This is a genomic window from Sulfitobacter sp. 1A10359 (assembly GCF_043558145.1).
GTDB lineage: Bacteria > Pseudomonadota > Alphaproteobacteria > Rhodobacterales > Rhodobacteraceae > Sulfitobacter > Sulfitobacter faviae.
The window spans coordinates 116,708-133,917 of the sequence record NZ_JBIFGB010000002.1 but is presented as its reverse complement, the minus strand read 5'-3'; the positions used below and the strand labels follow the sequence as shown (position 1 = coordinate 133,917).

Annotated in this window: 22 protein-coding genes; 10 read left to right on the top strand and 12 right to left on the bottom strand. The window is 64.2% G+C overall.

The window, feature by feature from the left end:
• Nucleotides 1-22 precede the first annotated feature (22 nt).
• Complete coding sequence (locus ACGYK2_RS05000; RefSeq protein ID WP_271687628.1) at nt 23-406, top strand: nuclear transport factor 2 family protein; 384 nt, start codon at nt 23-25, stop codon at nt 404-406.
• On the opposite strand, the gene ACGYK2_RS04995 is transcribed toward ACGYK2_RS05000, so the two are convergent.
• Nucleotides 403-1,416 carry a Hint domain-containing protein gene (locus tag ACGYK2_RS04995; RefSeq protein ID WP_271687627.1) on the bottom strand — a complete coding sequence of 338 codons (1,014 nt, stop codon included), beginning with the start codon at nt 1,414-1,416 and terminating at the stop codon, nt 403-405. The two genes, ACGYK2_RS05000 and ACGYK2_RS04995, sit on opposite strands and share 4 nt — an antisense overlap.
• A 136-nt stretch (nt 1,417-1,552) precedes the next feature.
• Here ACGYK2_RS04995 and ACGYK2_RS04990 point away from each other — a divergent pair, with 136 nt between their 5' ends.
• The 5 genes from ACGYK2_RS04990 (at nt 1,553) to ACGYK2_RS04970 (ending at nt 5,661) form a co-directional block, all read left to right on the top strand.
• The gene (locus ACGYK2_RS04990) at nt 1,553-2,332 is read left to right on the top strand and encodes an SDR family oxidoreductase (RefSeq protein ID WP_271687625.1); all 780 of its coding nucleotides are present in this window, start codon (nt 1,553-1,555) and stop codon (nt 2,330-2,332) included.
• A 143-nt stretch (nt 2,333-2,475) separates the two neighbouring features.
• Nucleotides 2,476-3,834 (top strand): sodium:proline symporter, encoded by a 1,359-nt coding sequence (locus tag ACGYK2_RS04985; protein WP_271687624.1) that lies wholly within the window; start codon nt 2,476-2,478, stop codon nt 3,832-3,834.
• Nucleotides 3,835-3,876: 42 nt separating this feature from the next.
• On the top strand, nt 3,877-4,965 hold the full coding sequence (locus ACGYK2_RS04980) for an ABC transporter ATP-binding protein (protein WP_067268171.1): 1,089 nt from the start codon (nt 3,877-3,879) through the stop codon (nt 4,963-4,965).
• Nucleotides 4,962-5,312, top strand: a complete 351-nt coding sequence (locus ACGYK2_RS04975; protein WP_271687623.1) for a Lin0512 family protein — start codon at nt 4,962-4,964, stop codon at nt 5,310-5,312. Before ACGYK2_RS04980 ends, ACGYK2_RS04975 begins: the two co-directional genes overlap by 4 nt.
• Nucleotides 5,305-5,661: a Lin0512 family protein gene (locus ACGYK2_RS04970; RefSeq protein ID WP_271687621.1), complete on the top strand. Its 357-nt coding sequence runs from the start codon at nt 5,305-5,307 to the stop codon at nt 5,659-5,661. Before ACGYK2_RS04975 ends, ACGYK2_RS04970 begins: the two co-directional genes overlap by 8 nt.
• Nucleotides 5,662-5,679: 18 nt before the next feature.
• Here ACGYK2_RS04970 and ACGYK2_RS04965 read toward each other — a convergent pair whose 3' ends face one another.
• On the bottom strand, nt 5,680-6,342 hold the full coding sequence (locus ACGYK2_RS04965) for a YafY family protein (RefSeq protein WP_271687618.1): 663 nt from the start codon (nt 6,340-6,342) through the stop codon (nt 5,680-5,682).
• A 183-nt stretch (nt 6,343-6,525) separates the two neighbouring features.
• Between ACGYK2_RS04965 and ACGYK2_RS04960 the strand changes: the two genes are divergently transcribed.
• The 4 genes from ACGYK2_RS04960 to ACGYK2_RS04945 are packed head-to-tail and all read left to right on the top strand — an operon-like array spanning nt 6,526 to nt 9,071.
• The gene (locus ACGYK2_RS04960) at nt 6,526-6,792 is read left to right on the top strand and encodes a twin-arginine translocase TatA/TatE family subunit (RefSeq protein ID WP_067268177.1); all 267 of its coding nucleotides are present in this window, start codon (nt 6,526-6,528) and stop codon (nt 6,790-6,792) included.
• 4 nt (nt 6,793-6,796) lie between these two features.
• A complete protein-coding gene (gene tatB, locus ACGYK2_RS04955; protein ID WP_271687617.1) occupies nt 6,797-7,363 on the top strand; it encodes a Sec-independent protein translocase protein TatB in 567 nt (188 codons plus the stop codon).
• 5 nt (nt 7,364-7,368) lie between these two features.
• Nucleotides 7,369-8,226 carry a twin-arginine translocase subunit TatC gene (gene tatC, locus ACGYK2_RS04950; protein ID WP_067267932.1) on the top strand — a complete coding sequence of 286 codons (858 nt, stop codon included), beginning with the start codon at nt 7,369-7,371 and terminating at the stop codon, nt 8,224-8,226.
• Nucleotides 8,223-9,071 carry an ATP-binding protein gene (locus ACGYK2_RS04945; RefSeq protein ID WP_394374257.1) on the top strand — a complete coding sequence of 283 codons (849 nt, stop codon included), beginning with the start codon at nt 8,223-8,225 and terminating at the stop codon, nt 9,069-9,071. The genes tatC and ACGYK2_RS04945 overlap by 4 nt, the downstream gene beginning before the upstream one ends.
• Nucleotides 9,072-9,128: 57 nt before the next feature.
• Here the strand turns inward: ACGYK2_RS04945 and ACGYK2_RS04940 are convergent, their stop codons facing one another.
• The 10 genes from ACGYK2_RS04940 to ACGYK2_RS04895 form a co-directional block, all read right to left on the bottom strand.
• A complete protein-coding gene (locus ACGYK2_RS04940) occupies nt 9,129-10,370 on the bottom strand; it encodes a M23 family metallopeptidase (RefSeq protein ID WP_271687613.1) in 1,242 nt (413 codons plus the stop codon).
• 61 nt (nt 10,371-10,431) lie between these two features.
• Nucleotides 10,432-11,088, bottom strand: a complete 657-nt coding sequence (locus ACGYK2_RS04935) for a protein-L-isoaspartate(D-aspartate) O-methyltransferase (protein WP_067267929.1) — start codon at nt 11,086-11,088, stop codon at nt 10,432-10,434.
• On the bottom strand, nt 11,085-11,870 hold the full coding sequence (surE, locus tag ACGYK2_RS04930) for a 5'/3'-nucleotidase SurE (protein ID WP_271687609.1): 786 nt from the start codon (nt 11,868-11,870) through the stop codon (nt 11,085-11,087). The genes ACGYK2_RS04935 and surE overlap by 4 nt, the downstream gene beginning before the upstream one ends.
• Before the next feature lie 72 nt (nt 11,871-11,942).
• Nucleotides 11,943-12,596, bottom strand: a complete 654-nt coding sequence (locus tag ACGYK2_RS04925; RefSeq protein ID WP_271687608.1) for an SDR family oxidoreductase — start codon at nt 12,594-12,596, stop codon at nt 11,943-11,945.
• A 64-nt stretch (nt 12,597-12,660) separates the two neighbouring features.
• Nucleotides 12,661-12,921 (bottom strand): pilus assembly protein PilZ, encoded by a 261-nt coding sequence (locus tag ACGYK2_RS04920; protein WP_067267925.1) that lies wholly within the window; start codon nt 12,919-12,921, stop codon nt 12,661-12,663.
• A 190-nt stretch (nt 12,922-13,111) separates the two neighbouring features.
• Nucleotides 13,112-13,960, bottom strand: a complete 849-nt coding sequence (locus tag ACGYK2_RS04915) for a ferredoxin--NADP reductase (protein WP_067267937.1) — start codon at nt 13,958-13,960, stop codon at nt 13,112-13,114.
• A 68-nt stretch (nt 13,961-14,028) separates the two neighbouring features.
• Nucleotides 14,029-14,460, bottom strand: coding sequence for a DUF934 domain-containing protein (locus ACGYK2_RS04910; RefSeq protein ID WP_271687605.1), 432 nt, complete (start codon nt 14,458-14,460; stop codon nt 14,029-14,031).
• The gene (locus ACGYK2_RS04905) at nt 14,457-15,248 is read right to left on the bottom strand and encodes a phosphoadenylyl-sulfate reductase (protein ID WP_271687603.1); all 792 of its coding nucleotides are present in this window, start codon (nt 15,246-15,248) and stop codon (nt 14,457-14,459) included. The genes ACGYK2_RS04910 and ACGYK2_RS04905 overlap by 4 nt, the downstream gene beginning before the upstream one ends.
• Entirely contained in the window at nt 15,238-16,914 is a 1,677-nt protein-coding gene (locus ACGYK2_RS04900; protein WP_271687602.1) for a nitrite/sulfite reductase, read from the bottom strand. Before ACGYK2_RS04900 ends, ACGYK2_RS04905 begins: the two co-directional genes overlap by 11 nt.
• Nucleotides 16,914-17,210, bottom strand: coding sequence for a DUF2849 domain-containing protein (locus ACGYK2_RS04895; RefSeq protein WP_271687601.1), 297 nt, complete (start codon nt 17,208-17,210; stop codon nt 16,914-16,916). The genes ACGYK2_RS04900 and ACGYK2_RS04895 overlap by 1 nt, the downstream gene beginning before the upstream one ends.

The following is a 17,210-nucleotide window of genomic DNA, read 5'->3' as shown; positions in this document are numbered from 1 at the left end:
AGGGGTACACGGAGGGGATGCGATGGAACTGAAAGAGATTGCCCGCGAATTGGTCGCGGGCTGCCGTGCGGGAAATGCTGCGGTGCGTGCGAACCTTGATCGGCTCTATGCCGACGATGCCGTCTCGGTCGAGGCCGCTGATATGGGCGGGCAGGGGCGAGAGACCCATGGGGTCAAGGCGATCCACGGCAAGCACGACTGGTGGGAAAATGCGATGGAGGAACATAGCACCGAGGTGATCGGCCCGTTCTACTTTGGCGACAGCCAGTTCAGCGCGATGTTCAAGGTCGATGCCACCGACAAGCAAAGCGGTGAGCGGTTCCAGATGGAAGAGATCGGCGTTTACCACGTCAAAGACGGCAAGATCGTCCGGGAGGAGTTCCACTACGCCGTCGAGGCGCCTTAACGGGTTGAGGCTTTGCGCAGCAGCGCCGCCGCGTCGGGGCGGTCAAGCAGTGCCTCTGCCAGATCGAGCCCGGCATGGGGCAGATCGGAATGGCCGGGGATCACCTCGCCCAAGGCTTCGGACATTTCCGGCGGCAGGACCGACCGGGTGCGGCTGTCGACCAACATGGATTCGGCGGCGATCCCCTCGGCATAGATGATCTGATGCCCGTCAAAGAGCAGTTGGAAGTAGTCGACGAATCCGCCGTCCTGCACCGTCACGCTGTCGCCGTTGACCAGATGCCGCGCCTTGACCAGCAATTCGGACCGGCCCGCACCCATCTCATCGCTGCGTTGATAGATGAACAGCCGGTGGTCGGGGCTGACGATCAGGTCGTGTTCGTTGTTGAGCGTGCCTGCGCGGATGCGGATCGGGGCAAACTCGCCGACCGCACGCAGGGTGCTTTGCCCGATCCAGCGCAGGGTTTGCACGCCATCATCGCGGGTCAGGATACGGTCCCCAACGCGCAGGTCTTCGATAGGCCGTAGCTCTCCGGTGCTGAGCGAGATATGGGTGCCGCGCGTGAAAGAGACGCAGGCGAGCTGACCGAACTTTTGCCGCGCGGTCTGGGTGTCGATCCCCACGATCCGGTAGCCCGTCTGCGGTGTCAGCGGGCCAAGCGGCAAAAGGTAAACCTCTGCCGCGTGACCGTGTTGATCGACCTCCACCAGCAGCAGCGCCTCTTGGGTCTGCCCGTCGGGCGACATCAGCGTGAGCAGGCTGTCGAGATGCAGATCGCCCCCGGGGCGGCCCACGCCGGTATTCTCAGTAAGGCGGAAGTGATCGCCGGGCAGGGTCAACAGAGACAGGCGCTGCGGCTCTGCCGCGCGGTCCAACTCATAGACATCATCGAGGACCAATTCGGCGGCAAAGGACAGCGCATCGCCCATATTGGCCCCATCGCTCGCGCGGAATTGCCCGGCGCGGTAGACGGCGAGGTTCTGTGCGGGGGCGCTGCGGCTGGGGGACATGACGGGCCTTTGGTTCTGGGGCTTTCGCCAGTAAGATAGGCTAGAATTGTGGCCCGGATGGGTCAAGGCTCGGGTGATTTGCTGGCATTGGCGGCGCGGCGTGGTAGGCATATGCAAATGCATAGGAGGAATCAAAATGGATTTGGGAATCAAAGGGAAGAAGGCGCTGGTCTGTGCTTCGTCCAAGGGGCTCGGCCTTGGCTGCGCCGAGGCGCTGGCGGCGGCAGGGGTGAACCTTGTGATGAACGCCCGCGGCGCAGAGGCGCTTGAGGCCTCGGCGGAGCGCATCCGTCAGGAACACGGCGTCGAAGTCACCACCATCGCGGCGGATGTGGCCACGGAAGAGGGGCAGGCGCTGGTCATCAAGGCGGCAGAGGGCTGTGACATTCTGGTCAACAACGCGGGCGGTCCCCCTCCCGGCATGTGGCAGGATTGGGACCGCGAGGATTTTATCAAAGCGCTCGACGCCAATATGCTGGCCCCCATCGCGCTGATCAAAGCGCTGGTGCCCGCCATGATGGAGCGCGGCTGGGGCCGGGTCGTGAACATCACCAGCCAGTCGGTGCGCGCGCCGATCCCCGTTCTGGGGCTGAGCAACTCCGCCCGCACCGGGCTTACCGGCTATGTCGCGGGCACCGCGCGGCAGGTGGCGGGCAAGGGGGTCACGATCAACAACCTTCTGCCGGGCATCCATGCGACCGACCGGGCGGATTCGCTCGACGCCAATGTGGTCAAGCAAAAGGGCATCACGCTGGACGAAGCCCGCGCCGAGCGGCAGGCGGGCATCCCCGCGGGGCGTTATGGCACACGTGACGAGTTCGGCGCGACCTGTGCCTTCCTTTGTTCGCAGCACGCGGGCTTCATCGTGGGGCAGAACCTGCTGCTGGATGGCGGCGGCACCAATCTGACCATGTAAACCCTCCATGGCCGGGGCGCGCGTCCCGGCCATGACACGTCGCGGCGGATCACATTCCTGACAGCAGCGGTTTCAGTGCTGGCCCGGATTGCAGGCGGCGGCTAACCCTTGTGGATCAGCTTCTCGCAAAAGGTCCACCGCCCATGCAAACCACTGTTCTTGTCCTTCTTTTCGCAGCCGTGATCCTTGCCAGCCTCTTGGTGGCACCGCGCCGCGCGACGGTCGAAGGCTTCTTTGGCGGGGCCAATGCGGCAGGCCGCGCGCCGGGGCTTTCGGTGCTGGTGCTGAGCCAAGTCACCACGTGGATTTTCGCCCGCAGCCTGATGAACGCGGCGATCTTGGGCTATTTCTACGGCATCGCGGGCACACTGGCCTATGCGGCCTATTATGGGTCTTTCCTGACGGGCGGCTTCATCGTGGGTCACCTGCGCCGCGGCGGCGCGCGGTCGGTGCAGGACTGGCTGGCGGGGCATTTCGGGAGCGCGGGCACGGCGGCCTATAACCTCGTGATCGGGCTGCGGCTGCTGTCCGAGGTTTTTGCCAATCTCTTGGTCGTCGCGCTGATTTTCGAAGCCGTCTGGCCCGGGTCGGGTACGCTGGCTGTGCTGATCGTCGCCGCCCTTGGTTTTGGCTATTCGGCGTGGGGCGGGCTTTCCGCCGCGCTGCGTACGGATGTGGTACAAATGCTGGTCTTTCTCATCGTCTTCGGCCTTGCGCTCGGGGCGCTGCTGCTGAGCCCGGGGTTCGAGCTTGGCGCGGTGCTGAGCGCGCCAGGAGCCTCTGGCTCCTACAACGGCTGGGTGCTCTTGGTCGTGGCGCTGTTGCAGGTCTTTTCCTACCCGGCGCATGACCCGGTGATGATGGACCGCGGCTTTCTCGCGGATGAGGCGACCACCCGGGCGTCTTTCCTCCATGCCTTCTGGATTTCGACCCTTTGCATCATTGGTTTTGGCTTTTTCGGCATCCAAGCCAGCCTGACCGGCGCGGCCTATGAGGGTGAGTTGATCGGCACATGGGGGCAAATGTTCCCGGGCTGGATTTTCGTGGCGCTGATGCTGTCGCTGCTGGTCTCGGCGCTGTCGACGCTCGACTCGGCGCTCGCCTCTGCCGCGCGGCTGATGGTTGAGGAATGGCGCATTGCGCCGCGCAGCCTGGCGGGCGGGCGGCTGGTGATGGCGGGGTTCATGGCGCTTGGTGCGCTGCTGACGCTTTGGGGCAACGCCACGCTTTTTGATGCCGTGGCGGTGAGCGGCACCGCGTCGATGTTCCTCACCCCGGTGCTGCTCATCGGGCTGGTGGCGGGGCGCGCGATTCCGGTCTGGAGCTACCTTGCCGCCTTCGCCGCCGCGATGCTGGGGGCTGCGGCCTATTTCGCGCGGGGCTGGGGGCCGGTGGCGGCACTTCTACCCGAGGGGCATAAATACGAGCAATTGCTGGTGATCTGCATCTTCGTGCTGCTGGCCGGGTTCGCGGCGGTGCTTGCGGGGGCGCGGCGGGGCTGATAGCTGGGTTTCCGAGCGATTTGATCGGATACCGCAGCCTCCATGAGTGACCCCACCCCCCGTCTGGAAATCCGCAACCTGCGCCGCGCCTATGGCGGGCGGCAGGTGGTCGATGACGTATCTTTGCAGATCTTGCCGGGGCAGGTGACTTGCTTGCTTGGCCCTTCGGGCTGCGGCAAATCCACCACGTTGCGCATGATCGCGGGTGTGGAAATGCAAGACAGCGGCACGATCCATGTCGACGGCAAACTGATCTGCGACACCATGTTCCGCGTCCCGCCCGAGCGGCGCGAGATCGGCCTGATGTTCCAAGACTTCGCCCTGTTCCCGCATCTGAGCGTGGCCGACAACGTGGGCTTTGGCCTCAAGAAAGGCACGCGTGAGGAGAAACGCGCGCGGATCGAAGAACTGCTCGAACGGGTGGACCTGCTGCGCTATATCGACGGATACCCGCACCAGCTTTCGGGCGGGGAGCAGCAGCGCGTGGCGCTGGCCCGCGCGCTGGCCCCGCAGCCGCGCATCATGCTGATGGATGAGCCCTTTTCCGGTCTCGATAACCGCCTGCGTGATGGCATCCGCGACGAGACGCTGAGCATTCTCAAGGAAGAGGACACCGCCGTTTTGCTGGTCACCCATGAGCCGGACGAGGCGATGCGCATGGCCGATGAGATCGCCCTGATGCGCGACGGTAAGATCGTGCAGCAAGGCGCGCCCTACAACGTCTATACGCGGCCCGTCGACCGCGCCTCCGTCGCCTTTTTCAGCGATGCCAATGTGCTTGAGGCCACGGTGACCGGGGCGTTGGCCGATACGGTCTTTGGCCAATTCCTTGCCCCCGGTGTGGCCGATGGCACGCCGGTGAATATCGTCTTTCGCCCGCAACACCTGCGCATCGACTTTGACAGGGCAGGCAAGGGGCCGCGCCCGACGGCGACCGATGGCACACCGGCCCGGGCGGTGGTGGAACGCGCGCGCTTCATGGGCAACGAAAGCCTCGTGGAATTCGTACTGGAAGAGGATGGATCGCGGCTCAAGGCCACGGTGCCCAATGTCTTTCTGCCGCAACCCGGTGCCGTCATGTGGCTGACCGTGCGCCGCGACCGTTGCTTTGTCTTTCCGGTGACCTCATGAAGCCGCTGTTGGTGGAATTCGGCATGGGCTCCTCCCTGCGCCGCGGTGATTATACGCAGGCCGCGAAACGTGCGGTGCAGGATGCGCTGTGGCACAATTCGATCAATCTGGCCGAGCTTTTCGGTTTCGATAAGTCGGCCATGCGCATCACCCTCGACGTGGGCGTGCAGCGCCCGGATCTGGTGGATGCCGAAGCGCTGCGCGCGGTCTTTCCCTATGGCGAGGTGACGGTGAAGCTGCATCACGGCGGGCTCGACGTGCCGCGCCCCGAAGGGGAAGGGAACCCAACGGTCATGGCCAATGTGGCGCTTTCCGTCGGCTTCGAGATGGAGCGTGCCGATGGCTGAGCAGCGGATCATCATCGAAATGGGCATGGGCAACGATCTGCATGGGATGGACTATACCAAGGCCGCCGCGCGCGCGATCGAGGATGCCTTGCGCCATTCCTCCCTGCCGCTGTTCGGCGCGCTAGAGGTGACGCCGGATCAGATGCGCGTGCAGGTTACCGTGGCGGTGCAGGAGCCTGAAAAGGTGGATGTCGATGCGCTGGTGGCCAAACTCCCCCGCGGTCGCGCCCAGGTCCGCGCGGTGAAGGGCGGGCTGAATGTAGCCACTGGACAGGATACCATCGTGATCGCGCAGGCCAGTGTCGAGGCGTTTTTGCCCCCGCAAACCGGCTGGCGATTGAAGGGCTGAGGCGGCGTTGATCTGGGGTTAGGGGCGATGATCCGCGAGCGTTCTGCCCGGCTCGTCCACGAACAACTCCGGTAGCGGCTCAGCGCTCTCGATCTGATCAAGCGGCAGGGTCACGAAATCCGCCGCCCCCTCGCTCCAGGCCGTCAGCAGCCAGAACCGGCCCCAATTACGCACCTCAAGCGGGCGCACCACCTGCGGCGCTTCGCCGATCACCGCGATCCGTAGCTTTTGGCGGGCCTGCACGGCGGCACGCAGCACCGGCAGATGGGTGAAAACCCGCGTGGCTTTGCCCTGCGACCTCAGCGCCTGCGCCCATGCGGCACCCTCGGCAATGGTCTCGGTCGGCAGCACCGCGTCGAACTTGGCGGCCAATGTCTCCGCCGCGCCTTGCAGGGCGGGGTCGCCCACCTCTGCTGCGACAGCGAGGCCGAGGTTCAGCGCCTCCAACTCCGCCGCCGTCAGGGTCAGCGGGGGCAGAGTGATCGCAGGGATGATCCGATAGCCTTCGCCCCGCGTCCCAGCGATGGACAGGCCCGCCGCGCTGAGCTTGCCCATATCGCGGTAGATCGTGCGGGGGGAAACGCCGAACTGCCGGGCCAAATCCTCGGCTCGGTGCAGCCGCCCATCCCGCAGCCTGTCAATCAGCCGGACAAGCCGATCTTCGGTTTTCGCTGATACCATGTTGCCTCCTGACGCTCCTGACAAAAACATGTCTCAGCTGGAATTGCACGCCTGAAAATCGGCAGTCCTTCGCCCGCAGCACCGCCCATCCGCTGCATTGCCCCTTCATGGTCCCGGCGCCGCCCGCTATCACGGTGCAGACTGGCGCGACCAGACTGCGCCAAACATGATGGGAGAACAGACATGTTGAACAATATCGGACTGCCGGGCCTGCTGCTGATCGCGGTTGTCGTGCTGGTGCTTTTTGGCCGGGGCAAGATTTCCTCGCTCATGGGCGAAGTCGGCAAGGGCATCACCAGCTTCAAAAAAGGCATCAGCGAAGGCGAAGAAGAGAACAAGCGCGACGAGATCAAACATGTCGAAGACGTGCACCATGCTGACCTGCCGGAACATGCCGATCAAGGCACCCATCCCAAGACCGACCTGAAGGCCGACAAGGACCGGGTGTAACCCGATGTTCGATCTGGGTTGGACGGAACTTTTAGTCATCGGCGTGGTGGCCCTGATCGTGGTCGGCCCCAAGGACTTGCCCGTGCTGTTTCGGCGCGTCGGGCAATTCGTGGGCAAGGCCAAAGGCATGGCGCGTGAATTCAGCCAAGCGATGAACGATGCCGCCGATGAAAGCGGCATGCGCGAGATGTCATCGTCGCTGAACAAATCGCTCAAAACGGCCAGCAACCCGCTGGGCAGCGCCATGGATGAGGTCAAGGACGCGACCCGGTCACTGACCAATTTCGACCCTGAGAGCGAGACTGGCAAACTGGCGGCGCAAAAGGCCGAGGATGTGAAGAAGATCCAAGCCAGCACCGCGCGGGCCGCCGCCGAACGCAAGCAACGCGAAGCGGCGGAAGCCATGGCCGAGGCCGAAGCGGCAGAGGCGAAGCTTTCGGACACCGCCCCGGCCAAGGAAGCCCCGGCGCGGCCTGTGATCGAAAAAGACGCAGGTCAGGCCCAAGCGGCATCGGACGATGCCGCCGCCAAGACCTCAACGGCACCCAAAGCTGCCGCCAAGAAAGAGTGAGTTGAATGAGCGCCACCGACGATTATGACGAGATCGACGACAGTTCCGCCCCGTTGATCGAGCATCTGGCCGAGCTGCGCACGCGGCTCATCCATTCGGTCATCGCTTTCATCATCGGGATGGTGATCTGCTTTACCGTCTGGAACCCGATCTTCAACTTCCTGACCGAACCGCTTTGCTCGGCCATGGCGGAACGGGGGCAAGAGGATTGCGGGCTGATCCTGATCAAGCTGCAAGAGGGTTTCTTCGTCGCGATCTCGATCTCTCTCTTGGGCGGTCTGGTGCTGGGCTTCCCCTTCATCAGCTACCAGCTGTGGCGCTTCGTGGCCCCGGGGCTTTACAAGAACGAGAAGGGGGCCTTTCTGCCCTTCCTGATCTCTTCGCCGGTGATGTTCTTCCTTGGCGCGGCTTTCGCCTTCTATGTCGTCACGCCGCTGGCCTTCGACTTCTTCCTTGGCTTCCAGCAGGCCGGCACGCTGGTCGGTGGGCCGGATGGTGAGAACGGCATTGCCGCCATCGCCTTCCAAGGGTCGGCGCAGGAGTATCTGTCGCTCACGATCAAATTCATCGTGGCCTTTGGCCTTTGTTTCCAGCTCCCGGTTCTGCTGACACTGATGGGCAAGGCGGGGCTGGTCAGTTCCGAAGGACTGGCCAATGTGCGCAAATATGCGGTGGTGGCGATCCTCGTGCTGGCCGCGCTGGTCACCCCGCCTGATGTGATCACGCAGGTGATCCTTTTCGTGGTGGTCTATGGCCTCTACGAAATCTCGATCTTCCTCGTGCGCCGGGTCGAGACAAAGCGCAACGAAAAGCTGCGCGAAGAGGGCTACTTTGACGACGAAGACGAGGAAGACCTGCTGTGATCAATGATCCGATGGACCGTATCGCGGCGGCGCTGGAGCGTATGTATCCCGCGCCGCTCGCCGCCCCAGACTTCGATGCGGCCACTGCCTTCGTCTGGCACACCGACCCCGACCGTCTGATGCCCGTGCCGCAGGTCGCGCGGATCGACCTGCCGCTTCTGGTGGGGGTGGATCGGGCGCGGGATACGCTCTTGGCCAACACCCGCCAATTTGCAGCGGGGTTGCCTGCGAACAACGCGCTTCTTTGGGGTGCTCGAGGCATGGGGAAATCCAGCCTTGTCAAGGCGATACACGCGGATGTTCAAGCATCACATGAAGTATTGCGCATCGTTGAATTGCAGCGCGAAGACCTGCCGTCGGTCGGGCGGCTTCTGTCCCTCCTACGTGGGGCCTCGCAGCGGTTCATCCTGTTTTGCGACGACCTGAGTTTTGGCCATGACGACGCGCATTACAAATCGCTGAAGGCCGTGTTGGATGGGGGCATCGAAGGGCGGCCCGAGAATGTCGTACTCTATGCCACATCGAACCGCCGCCACCTGATGCCGCGCGACATGATTGAGAACGAGCGCGGCAGTGCAATCAACCCTTCGGAAGCGGTCGAGGAAAAGGTCTCTCTCTCTGACCGCTTCGGGCTGTGGCTGGGGTTCCATCCCTGCGATCAGGACCAATATCTGGCGATGATCCGCGGCTATTGCGATGCCTTCGGCGTGGAGATCGACGACGACACATTGCGCGCCGAGGCTGTCGAATGGCAGGCCACACGCGGCGCCCGCTCGGGCCGGGTGGCTTGGCAGTATTTCGTGGATTTGGCCGGCCGGAAAGGCGTTCCCGTTTCGGGCGGTTGAGCGCCGGACGGTATGAGCGAAAGGGCCCGCATATTCTGCGGGCCCTTTGTCGTTTGGTTACTGAATATAGGGCGTCGGATCGACGCTCTCAAAGCCTTTGCGCACCTCGAAATGCACATGCGATTCCGATCCGCCGCGCAGTTTGGCGATCTGCTGACCCCGGCTGACGCTATCGCCCTTGGCCACATTCACACCGTCGACATTCGCATAGACCGTGAGCAGGTTGTTGGCATGGCGCACCACGACAATCGGGATGCCCTCGGCGCTCTTGGTGATCGCGGCGACGGTGCCCGCCTCGGCGGCTTTCACCGGCCCGCCGGGGCTGCCCTTGATGTTGATGCCCTCATTCTTGCCCTTGGAATAGGCGCGGATGATGGAGCCTTGGACCGGGGGTGTCATCTTGGTGGCCTTTGCCGGGGCGGTGGGCTTGCCCACATCGGCCACAGGCTCTTTCGGCTCGACCTTGGGCGGCAGGGGCTGTGCGGTCTCATCCTGCGGCAGCGGTTTCGCGGCAGAGGGCGGCGTCGGCGTGGGGGTGCCTGCGCCGGGTGCGCTGGTGACCGGCTGCACGGGGCGCGAGGCGGCGGCGCTCGACTCGGTGTTGGTCGCCTGACGCGGGGGCGCCTGTTTCTCGACCGGGATCAGCAGGAATTGGCCCTCGCGGATCGCGAAATCGGGGCCGAGGCCGTTCCACTCGGCCAGCGCCTTGACCGGCACGTTGTAAAGGCGCGCCACGGTATAGGCGGTCTCCCCACGCTCGACCCGGTGGCGCACAGGCTCTTTCGCCTGCGGTGCTGCGGGCTGCGGCGCAGGCGTGCTGGTGGTGCCTGCGGGCGGCAGGCTTTGGGTCTGGACGCTGGGGGTCGCCGGGGCGCGGTCGATGGCGCTGCCGGCAAGGGTGGTAATGTCCACGGCGCCATTGGTGCCCGGCGCAGGCTCAGAGACACGGCGGGGCAGGGCGATGATCTCACCCTGGCGGAGCGGGACGCCCTGATCGATTCCGTTGTAGCGGGCCAATTCGCCGCTGTCGGCGCCCACACGCGCGGCCACGTCTTTCAGCGTATCGCCCCGGCGGGCGACGACGACTTGATAGTTGGGATAAGAGATCACGCCCCGTGCGTCGGGCTTGGGCCGGTCTGCCAAAGGGCCGCGCGCCGCTTCAGCGGTGGAGAACCCATCGCCAAAGGTGCTGCGCATGTCGTAATCCAAGGGCTGATTTTCGCAACCTGCCAGCAGTATCGCACTGGTCCCGGCCATTAGGGTCAGCCGCATGGGGCGGCGCAAGCGTGTTTGGCGCATCTGCAAGTCCTCATCTTCGCCCCCAGAGGGTATGGGGCGTTGTCCGTGTCTCTGTAACCTATTAGCCGTCCTTGCCCAAGCCTTCCAGCAGGGGGACAAAGCGCACGGCACGCAATTCGTCGTATTCCAGCCCATCAGCGGTCTTTCGCACGCGGATGAGGTGTTGGACCGTGTCGGATTGGCCGACGGGCAGCACCATGATGCCCCCCTCTTTTAGCTGCGCGAGCAGGGGGCCGGGCGGGTCTTCGGCGGCGGCGGTCACGATGATCCGGTCAAAGGGGGCCTGTTCGGCAAGGCCAAAGCTGCCATCGGCGGTGATTGCGGTGATATTGGTCAGATCCATCGCCTCGAACACACCGCGCGCCTCTTGCACCAGACGGCGGTGCCGGTCGATCGTATAGACCCGCCGGGCGAGCTTGCTGAGGATCGCGGCCTGATAGCCAGAGCCGGTCCCGATTTCGAGCACCTTATCGCGCGAGGACACCTGCAAGGCTTGGCTCATGAGCCCCACGACAGAGGGTTGGCTGATGGTCTGGCCGCAGGCGATGGGCAGGGGCATATCCTCATAGGCGCGGCTGGCAAAGAGGCCGCGGATGAAGGGGCCGCGGTCGATCGCTTCCATCGCTGTGAGCACGCGCGCATCGGTCACGCCTTTGGAGCGTAGCGCGTAGAGGAACTGCATTTTGCGTTCCGCTTCAGAGATGGGGGGCTCATTCATCCGTTGATGCCCGCCAGCGTTTCGAGGGCCGCGTGATCCGTCAGGTCGCAGCGCATCGGGGTGACCGAGACATAGCCGTCAAGGTTGACGCAGGCATCGCTGCCCGGTGCCGTTTGCACGCGTTGATCGCCGCCCTTGATCCACAAAAAGCGGCGGCCTGAGGGCGACAGATGTGCTTCGGTCGAAAACCCGGTGCCGGGGCGGCGGCCCTGCGGGGCCAGCCGGATGCCGCGCACATCAGCGCCCGCCACTGGCGGGAAGTTCACGTTGTAGAAAAGCCCATAGGCCGCGTCTTCTTTGGGGCTGTGGTCCAGAATGCGGCGGCAGGTCTCGGCGCCGTGCTGGGCAGCGGCCTCAAAAGGATCCGCCAGATCGCGGTTGGCGGGGCCGTAGTATTGCGACAGGGCGATGGCGGGCAAGCCTTGCAAAGCCGCCTCGATCGCGCCGCCAAGCGTGCCGGAATAGAGCGCGTTTTCAGCGGCATTGTTGCCCCGGTTCACGCCGGAGAGCACCAGATCGGGGGGGGCGGCGGTCATCGTGTCGTGGATGGCGGCAAGGACGCAATCGGCGGGGGAGCCTTCGGTAGCGAAGACGCGTTCGTCCAATTGCGTGATCATCATCGGCTTGGTGTAGCTGATGCAATGGCCCACACCGGATTGCTCGAACGCCGGTGCCACGGTCCAGACCTCGCCCGCAGGCCCGGCCAGTTCCTCGGCAATGGTGCGCAGCACGGCCAGACCGGGCGCGTTGATGCCGTCATCGTTTGTAATCAAAATACGCATGAATGGCCCCTTTTTGCCTTGATAGGCGAGGGGCGGACCGGCGGCAAGCGCAGCGCGCCGGTGCCGCGCGGTTCAGGAGGCGGAGTTTTCCGACAGTTGCGCCAATACCGCAGCGGCCTGCGTGGCGGTGTCGCTCAGCGCCGCGCGGTCTTCGCCGGGGAAGAAGCGGGCGCGGGTGGCGGTGGGCATCGGCTCGGGCGTGAGGATATGGACACGGGGGCCGATCTGCGCGGTCTCGACCTGCCAAGAGGTCGCCAGCGCGATCTGCGCGGCCTTGGTGGCCCCGTAGCTGCCGAAGAATTTCGTGCCCGCACGCGGATCGTCAAAGAAGACCGCCGTGCCATCCGCCCCCAAAAGCGGCGAGACAAAGGTGATCAGCCGCGCGGTGGCGGTGACGTTTCCGGCGATGGATTTCTCCATATCCTTGGCGTCAATGTGATCGGTGGGCGTCAACGGGGCGGCATGGACGGCGCAGTGCAGCCAAAGGTCAAGCCCGCCCCAGCGGTCATGGATGCCCCGGCAGAGCACGGCCATGGCATCGGCGTTGGTGATGTCCATCGGCGCCAAGGTGGCGCTGCCGCCCTTGGCTTGGATACGGTCGTCCAACTCTTCAAGCGCGCCGGTCGTGCGACCGACCGCGATGATGTGATGGGTGGGGGCCAAGGCTTCTGCCAATGCGGCCCCAAGGCCGCGCGATGCGCCGGTGATCAATGCTGTCTTGCTCATGCGCGGGATGTGCACTGCCCCGCGCGGCAGGTCAAGAGGCGCGCGCCGCGCCTCCCCCAAGGTTTCAGCCCTGCGGCAGGCGCAGCACCTGATTGCCGCGGCGGCTGGAGAGCACCAACGTCCCTTGCCCAATGGCGGAGACGACGCCGCCTGCGACCTGATCGCCCACTTCGACGCGCGAGATTTTACCGCCACCTTCGCGGATCAGCGCGCCGGGCGTGCTGTCGCTGCCGAAGATGCCGATCAGCGCCGTGCTGGACAAGTCGGCCTTCTGAGTTGCCAGATCGGAGACTTTCTTTGGGGTCGGGGTCCCATTGCTCGCCATTGATATGCCTTTCGCCTGTGGTTGCGTTTCGCGCGGCAGTCCCCCGCGCTCGCAAGGCGTCAGCTAAGCCCTGCCGCAGTGCAGCGGAAGGGGGCGTTTTCGGGATGCGCAGGGTTCTGCCAAAGCGTCGGCAAAGCTGCGCCGACACCTTGGTTGTAACGCTGCGACCTTTCGTAAGGCTTAATTCGGCTTAGCCGACGAAAGCCTTTTCGACGACGAAATGCTGGGGGTCGGAATTGGCACCCTCGGTTAGGCCAAAGCCTTCGAGAATCTCCATAATATCCTTGTTGAAGCCAAGGCTGCCGCAGACCATGGCACGGTCATGGGCGGCATTGATTTGGGGCACGCCCAGATCTTCGAACACCGTGCCATCCTGCAAAAGATTGGTGATCCGGCCCATCTTGGGGCTCTCTTCGCGGGTGGTGGTCGGGTAATAGCGAATCTTGGCAAGGTTTTCCGGGCCGATGAGTTCCTGCATCAGCTCGTCGGCCTTCAGCCCTTCGATCAACTGCCGGCCATACTCAAGCTCTGCCACATCGCGGCAGGTGTGGGTGACGATGACCTCGTCGAATTTCTCATAGGTCTCAGGCTCGCGCAGCAGGCTTGCGAAGGGGGCAAAGCCGGTGCCGGTGGCGAACATCCACAGCCGGTCGCCGGGCAGCAGCGCGTCATGCACCAGCGTGCCCACGGGCTTGGGCCGCAGGATGATCTGATCGCCGGGCTGGATATGTTGCAGTTTGGAGGTCAGCGGGCCGTCTTGCACCTTGATCGAGTAGAACTCCAACTCATCGTCCCACGCGGGCGAGGCGATGGAATAGGCGCGCAAGAGCGGTTTTTGCTTGCCGGTTTCGGGATGCGGATCGCCCATCAGGCCGATCATCACGAACTCGCCCGAGCGAAAGCGCAGGGAAGCGGGCCGGGTTACCCGGAACGAGAAAAGCTGATCGGTCCAGTGGGTGACCGAAGTCACGGTCTGGGCGTCGGGCAATGTCGGGACGGGCTTGGCGGCGGTTTGGTTCACTGTGCTCTGCTCGGTCATCATGGTTTCCGCAAATCGGGTTGCGGCCTCTACTTATGGCAAGGAAGGGGGGAGGGCAATGAAGCGGCCTATTTGGCCGCGGTCGCCGGTCCGGATGCGGCACCGCGCAGGCGGGACTGATAGTCATGGGCCTGCCAATCGGCGCGGGCCAGCCATTGGTCCTCAGGCTGGCGGGCGGCCAGATCATCGTCGATCTCGACCTCATCGAACCCGGCGCGGCGGGCCATGGCATATTGATCGGCCAGCACATGCCCGCGGGCGCGCAGGCGGCCCTGGTAGCCGCGCAGACGCAGAACGCGGGCGATGGTAAAGCCGCGCCCATCCGCGAAAGAGGGGAAATCGACGCGGATCATCTCAAGCGCCGGGGGCAGCGTGAGGGCATGGGCATCGGCGTCAGACGCTAGATCGACGGCGCGGCAATCGTTCGCGGCGCCATCCTCGCAATAGCCTTGGGTCCAGTCGTCGGCGGTGAAGCCTGTGTCGGTGACGAGTACGCTCATGATTTGTCTCCTGTTCGGACCACTTTGCCGTTCACAAAATGGATACCGCATTCTTCTTTGTTCTGATCGCGCCAGCGCCCGGCGCGCGGGTCTTCGCCCGGGGCCACGGGCGAGGTGCAGGGCGCGCAGCCGATCGAGGGGTAGCCTTTGGCCACCAGCGGATGCCGGGGCAGGCGGTTTTCGGTGATGTAGTCGGCCACATCGGAATTGGCCCAATAGGCCAGCGGGTTCACCTTGATCCGGGGTGCTGCACCGTCTTCGGGGATTTCTGCCTCGAAAAACTCCAAGGCCGCGCGGCTGCCCGATTGAAAACGTTTACGCCCGGTGATCCAGCCGTCATAGCCCTCCAGCGCGCTCTGGAGGGGCCGGGTCTTGCGCAGGGCGCAGCAGGCATCGGTGTCATATTGGTGCAGCGTGCCATCGGGATCCTGTGCTGCGATCTCTGCGCTGCGCAGGGTGGTGACATTGCGCAGACCGAGGCGCTCGCTCAGTTCCTGCTGGTAGACGAGGGTTTCGGCAAAGAGCATTTCGGTGTCGATGAAGAGCACCGGGATGTCCCGCGAGACCATGGAGGCGAGGTGCAACAGCGCCACCGATTCCGCGCCGAAGCTGGAGACGAGGGTGAGGGTTTCGATCTCCGCATCGGCGCGGCGGATCACATCCGTCGCCCCGTGGTGGCGCAACTCGGCGTTGAGCCGTGCCACCTTTTCCTCGACCGCGCGCAGCCCCTCGGGGGGCGGCGCATCGGTATTTGAGAAAGGATGAAGTTCAGGGGTATCAAGCGGCATTGGCCCGATCCTTCTCTGCCGCTTCGGGGTAGAGCACGGCTTTGAATGGCGCGAGGCCGAGGCGGCGGTAGGCTTGCAGGAAGGTCTCGCCGGGATCGTTGCGCAGGTCGAGATAGCCCCGCACGAGGCGTTCGATGGCGGGGATGATCTCCTCGGCCGAGAAGCCGGGGCCGGTGCGGGTGCCGAGGCTCGCGTCCTCGGTGCCATCGCCGCCGAGCGTGATCTGGTAGTTCTCTACGCCTGCGCGGTCGAGGCCGAGGATGCCGATATGGCCCACGTGGTGGTGGCCGCAGGCGTTGATGCAGCCGGAGATTTTGATCTTGAGCGGGCCGACGTCATGCTCGAGCTTCAGCTCGTCGAAACGGGTCGCGATCTCCTGCGCGATGGGGATGGAACGCGCGGTGGCCAGCGCGCAGTAATCCATCCCGGGGCAGGCGATGATGTCCGAAATGAGGCCGATGTTGGCGGTGGCGAGTTTCGCCTCTTTCAGCGCGGCGTGCAGTTCGGGCAGGTCGCTGCGGTGCACATGGGGCAGGATCACGTTCTGCTCGTGGCTGATGCGCAGCTCGTCATGGCCAAAGCGACGGGCGAGGTCGGCCATCACGCGCATTTGGTCTGCCGTCGCGTCGCCGGGTGTGGCACCATGCGCTTTGAGACTGATCGAGACGATGGCATAGCCCGGCGCGCGGTGCTGGGCGAGGTTGGTGTCGGCCCAGGCGCGGAAGACGGGATCGTTGGTATAGGCAGATTCGTAAGTCGCGAGGGATGCGGTTTTGAATTGAGGCGCTGCAAAGTCAGCTTCGATGCGCGACAGCATTTGCTGGTCGATGCCGGTGAACTGGTCGCGGATCAGCGCATATTGCGCATCGACCCGGGCGCGGATGTCTTCGATGCCGTTCTCGTGCACGGTGATCTTGATGCGCGCCTTGTACTTATTGTCGCGGCGGCCGAGCACGTTGTAGACGCTGACGATGGCTTCGAGCGTGGGCAGCAGGTCCTCATACTTCACGAAATCATAGAGCACCTTGCCGATCATCGGGGTGCGGCCAAGACCGCCGCCGACGATGACCTCGAAACCCTGCTCGCCATCGCGTTCGACGATGCGCAGGCCGATGTCATGGGCCTTGATTACCGCACGGTCGGCGGCGGCGCCGGTGACGGCGACCTTGAACTTGCGCGGCAGGAACTGGAATTCCGGGTGGTCGGTGGACCACTGACGGATCAACTCGGCCACGGGGCGGGGATCGGCGACCTCATCGGCGGCGGCCCCGGCGAAATGGTCCGCCGTCACGTTGCGGATCGTGTTGCCGGAGGTCTGGATCGCATGCAGCTTCACCTCGGCCAGCGCGTCGAGCATATCGGGCACATCGCGCAATTCGGGCCAGTTGTACTGGATGTTCTGGCGGGTGGTGAAATGGCCGTAGCCCTTGTCCCACCGCTCGGCGATATAGGCGAGTTGATCCATCTGGGCGCTGTTCAGCGTGCCATAGGGGATCGCCACCCGCAGCATATAGGCGTGCAGTTGCAGGTAGAGGCCGTTCATCAGGCGCAGGGGTTTGAACTCATCCTCGGTGAGCGAGCCGTCGATGCGGCGCTCGACTTGGGCGCGGAACTGGGCGTTGCGCTCGGCGAGGAATTTGTCGTCGAATTCGGTGTAGCTGTACATCAGACGGTCTCCTGTTTGCCGTGGGCGTAGTTCGAGGGGCCGGTGGCGCGGAACTCTTCGCGGAAATGGGTGGGGCGGGGGCCGCCTGCTTCGGGGGCCACATCCGCGAGGTAGACGCCGACGACCAAATCCTGCTGGCTTAGTGCGTCGATCAGGCGCAGGTCGGCGTCGGCCTCATCGGTGAGGACTTCGGCTTCACTCAGTTTGCGGGTCCAGCCGGTGGAGGTTTGATAGACGACATCGCCTTCGAGCAGCGCATTGGCGGTGATGACCTTGGGGGTGAAGGGTTTGGGCAT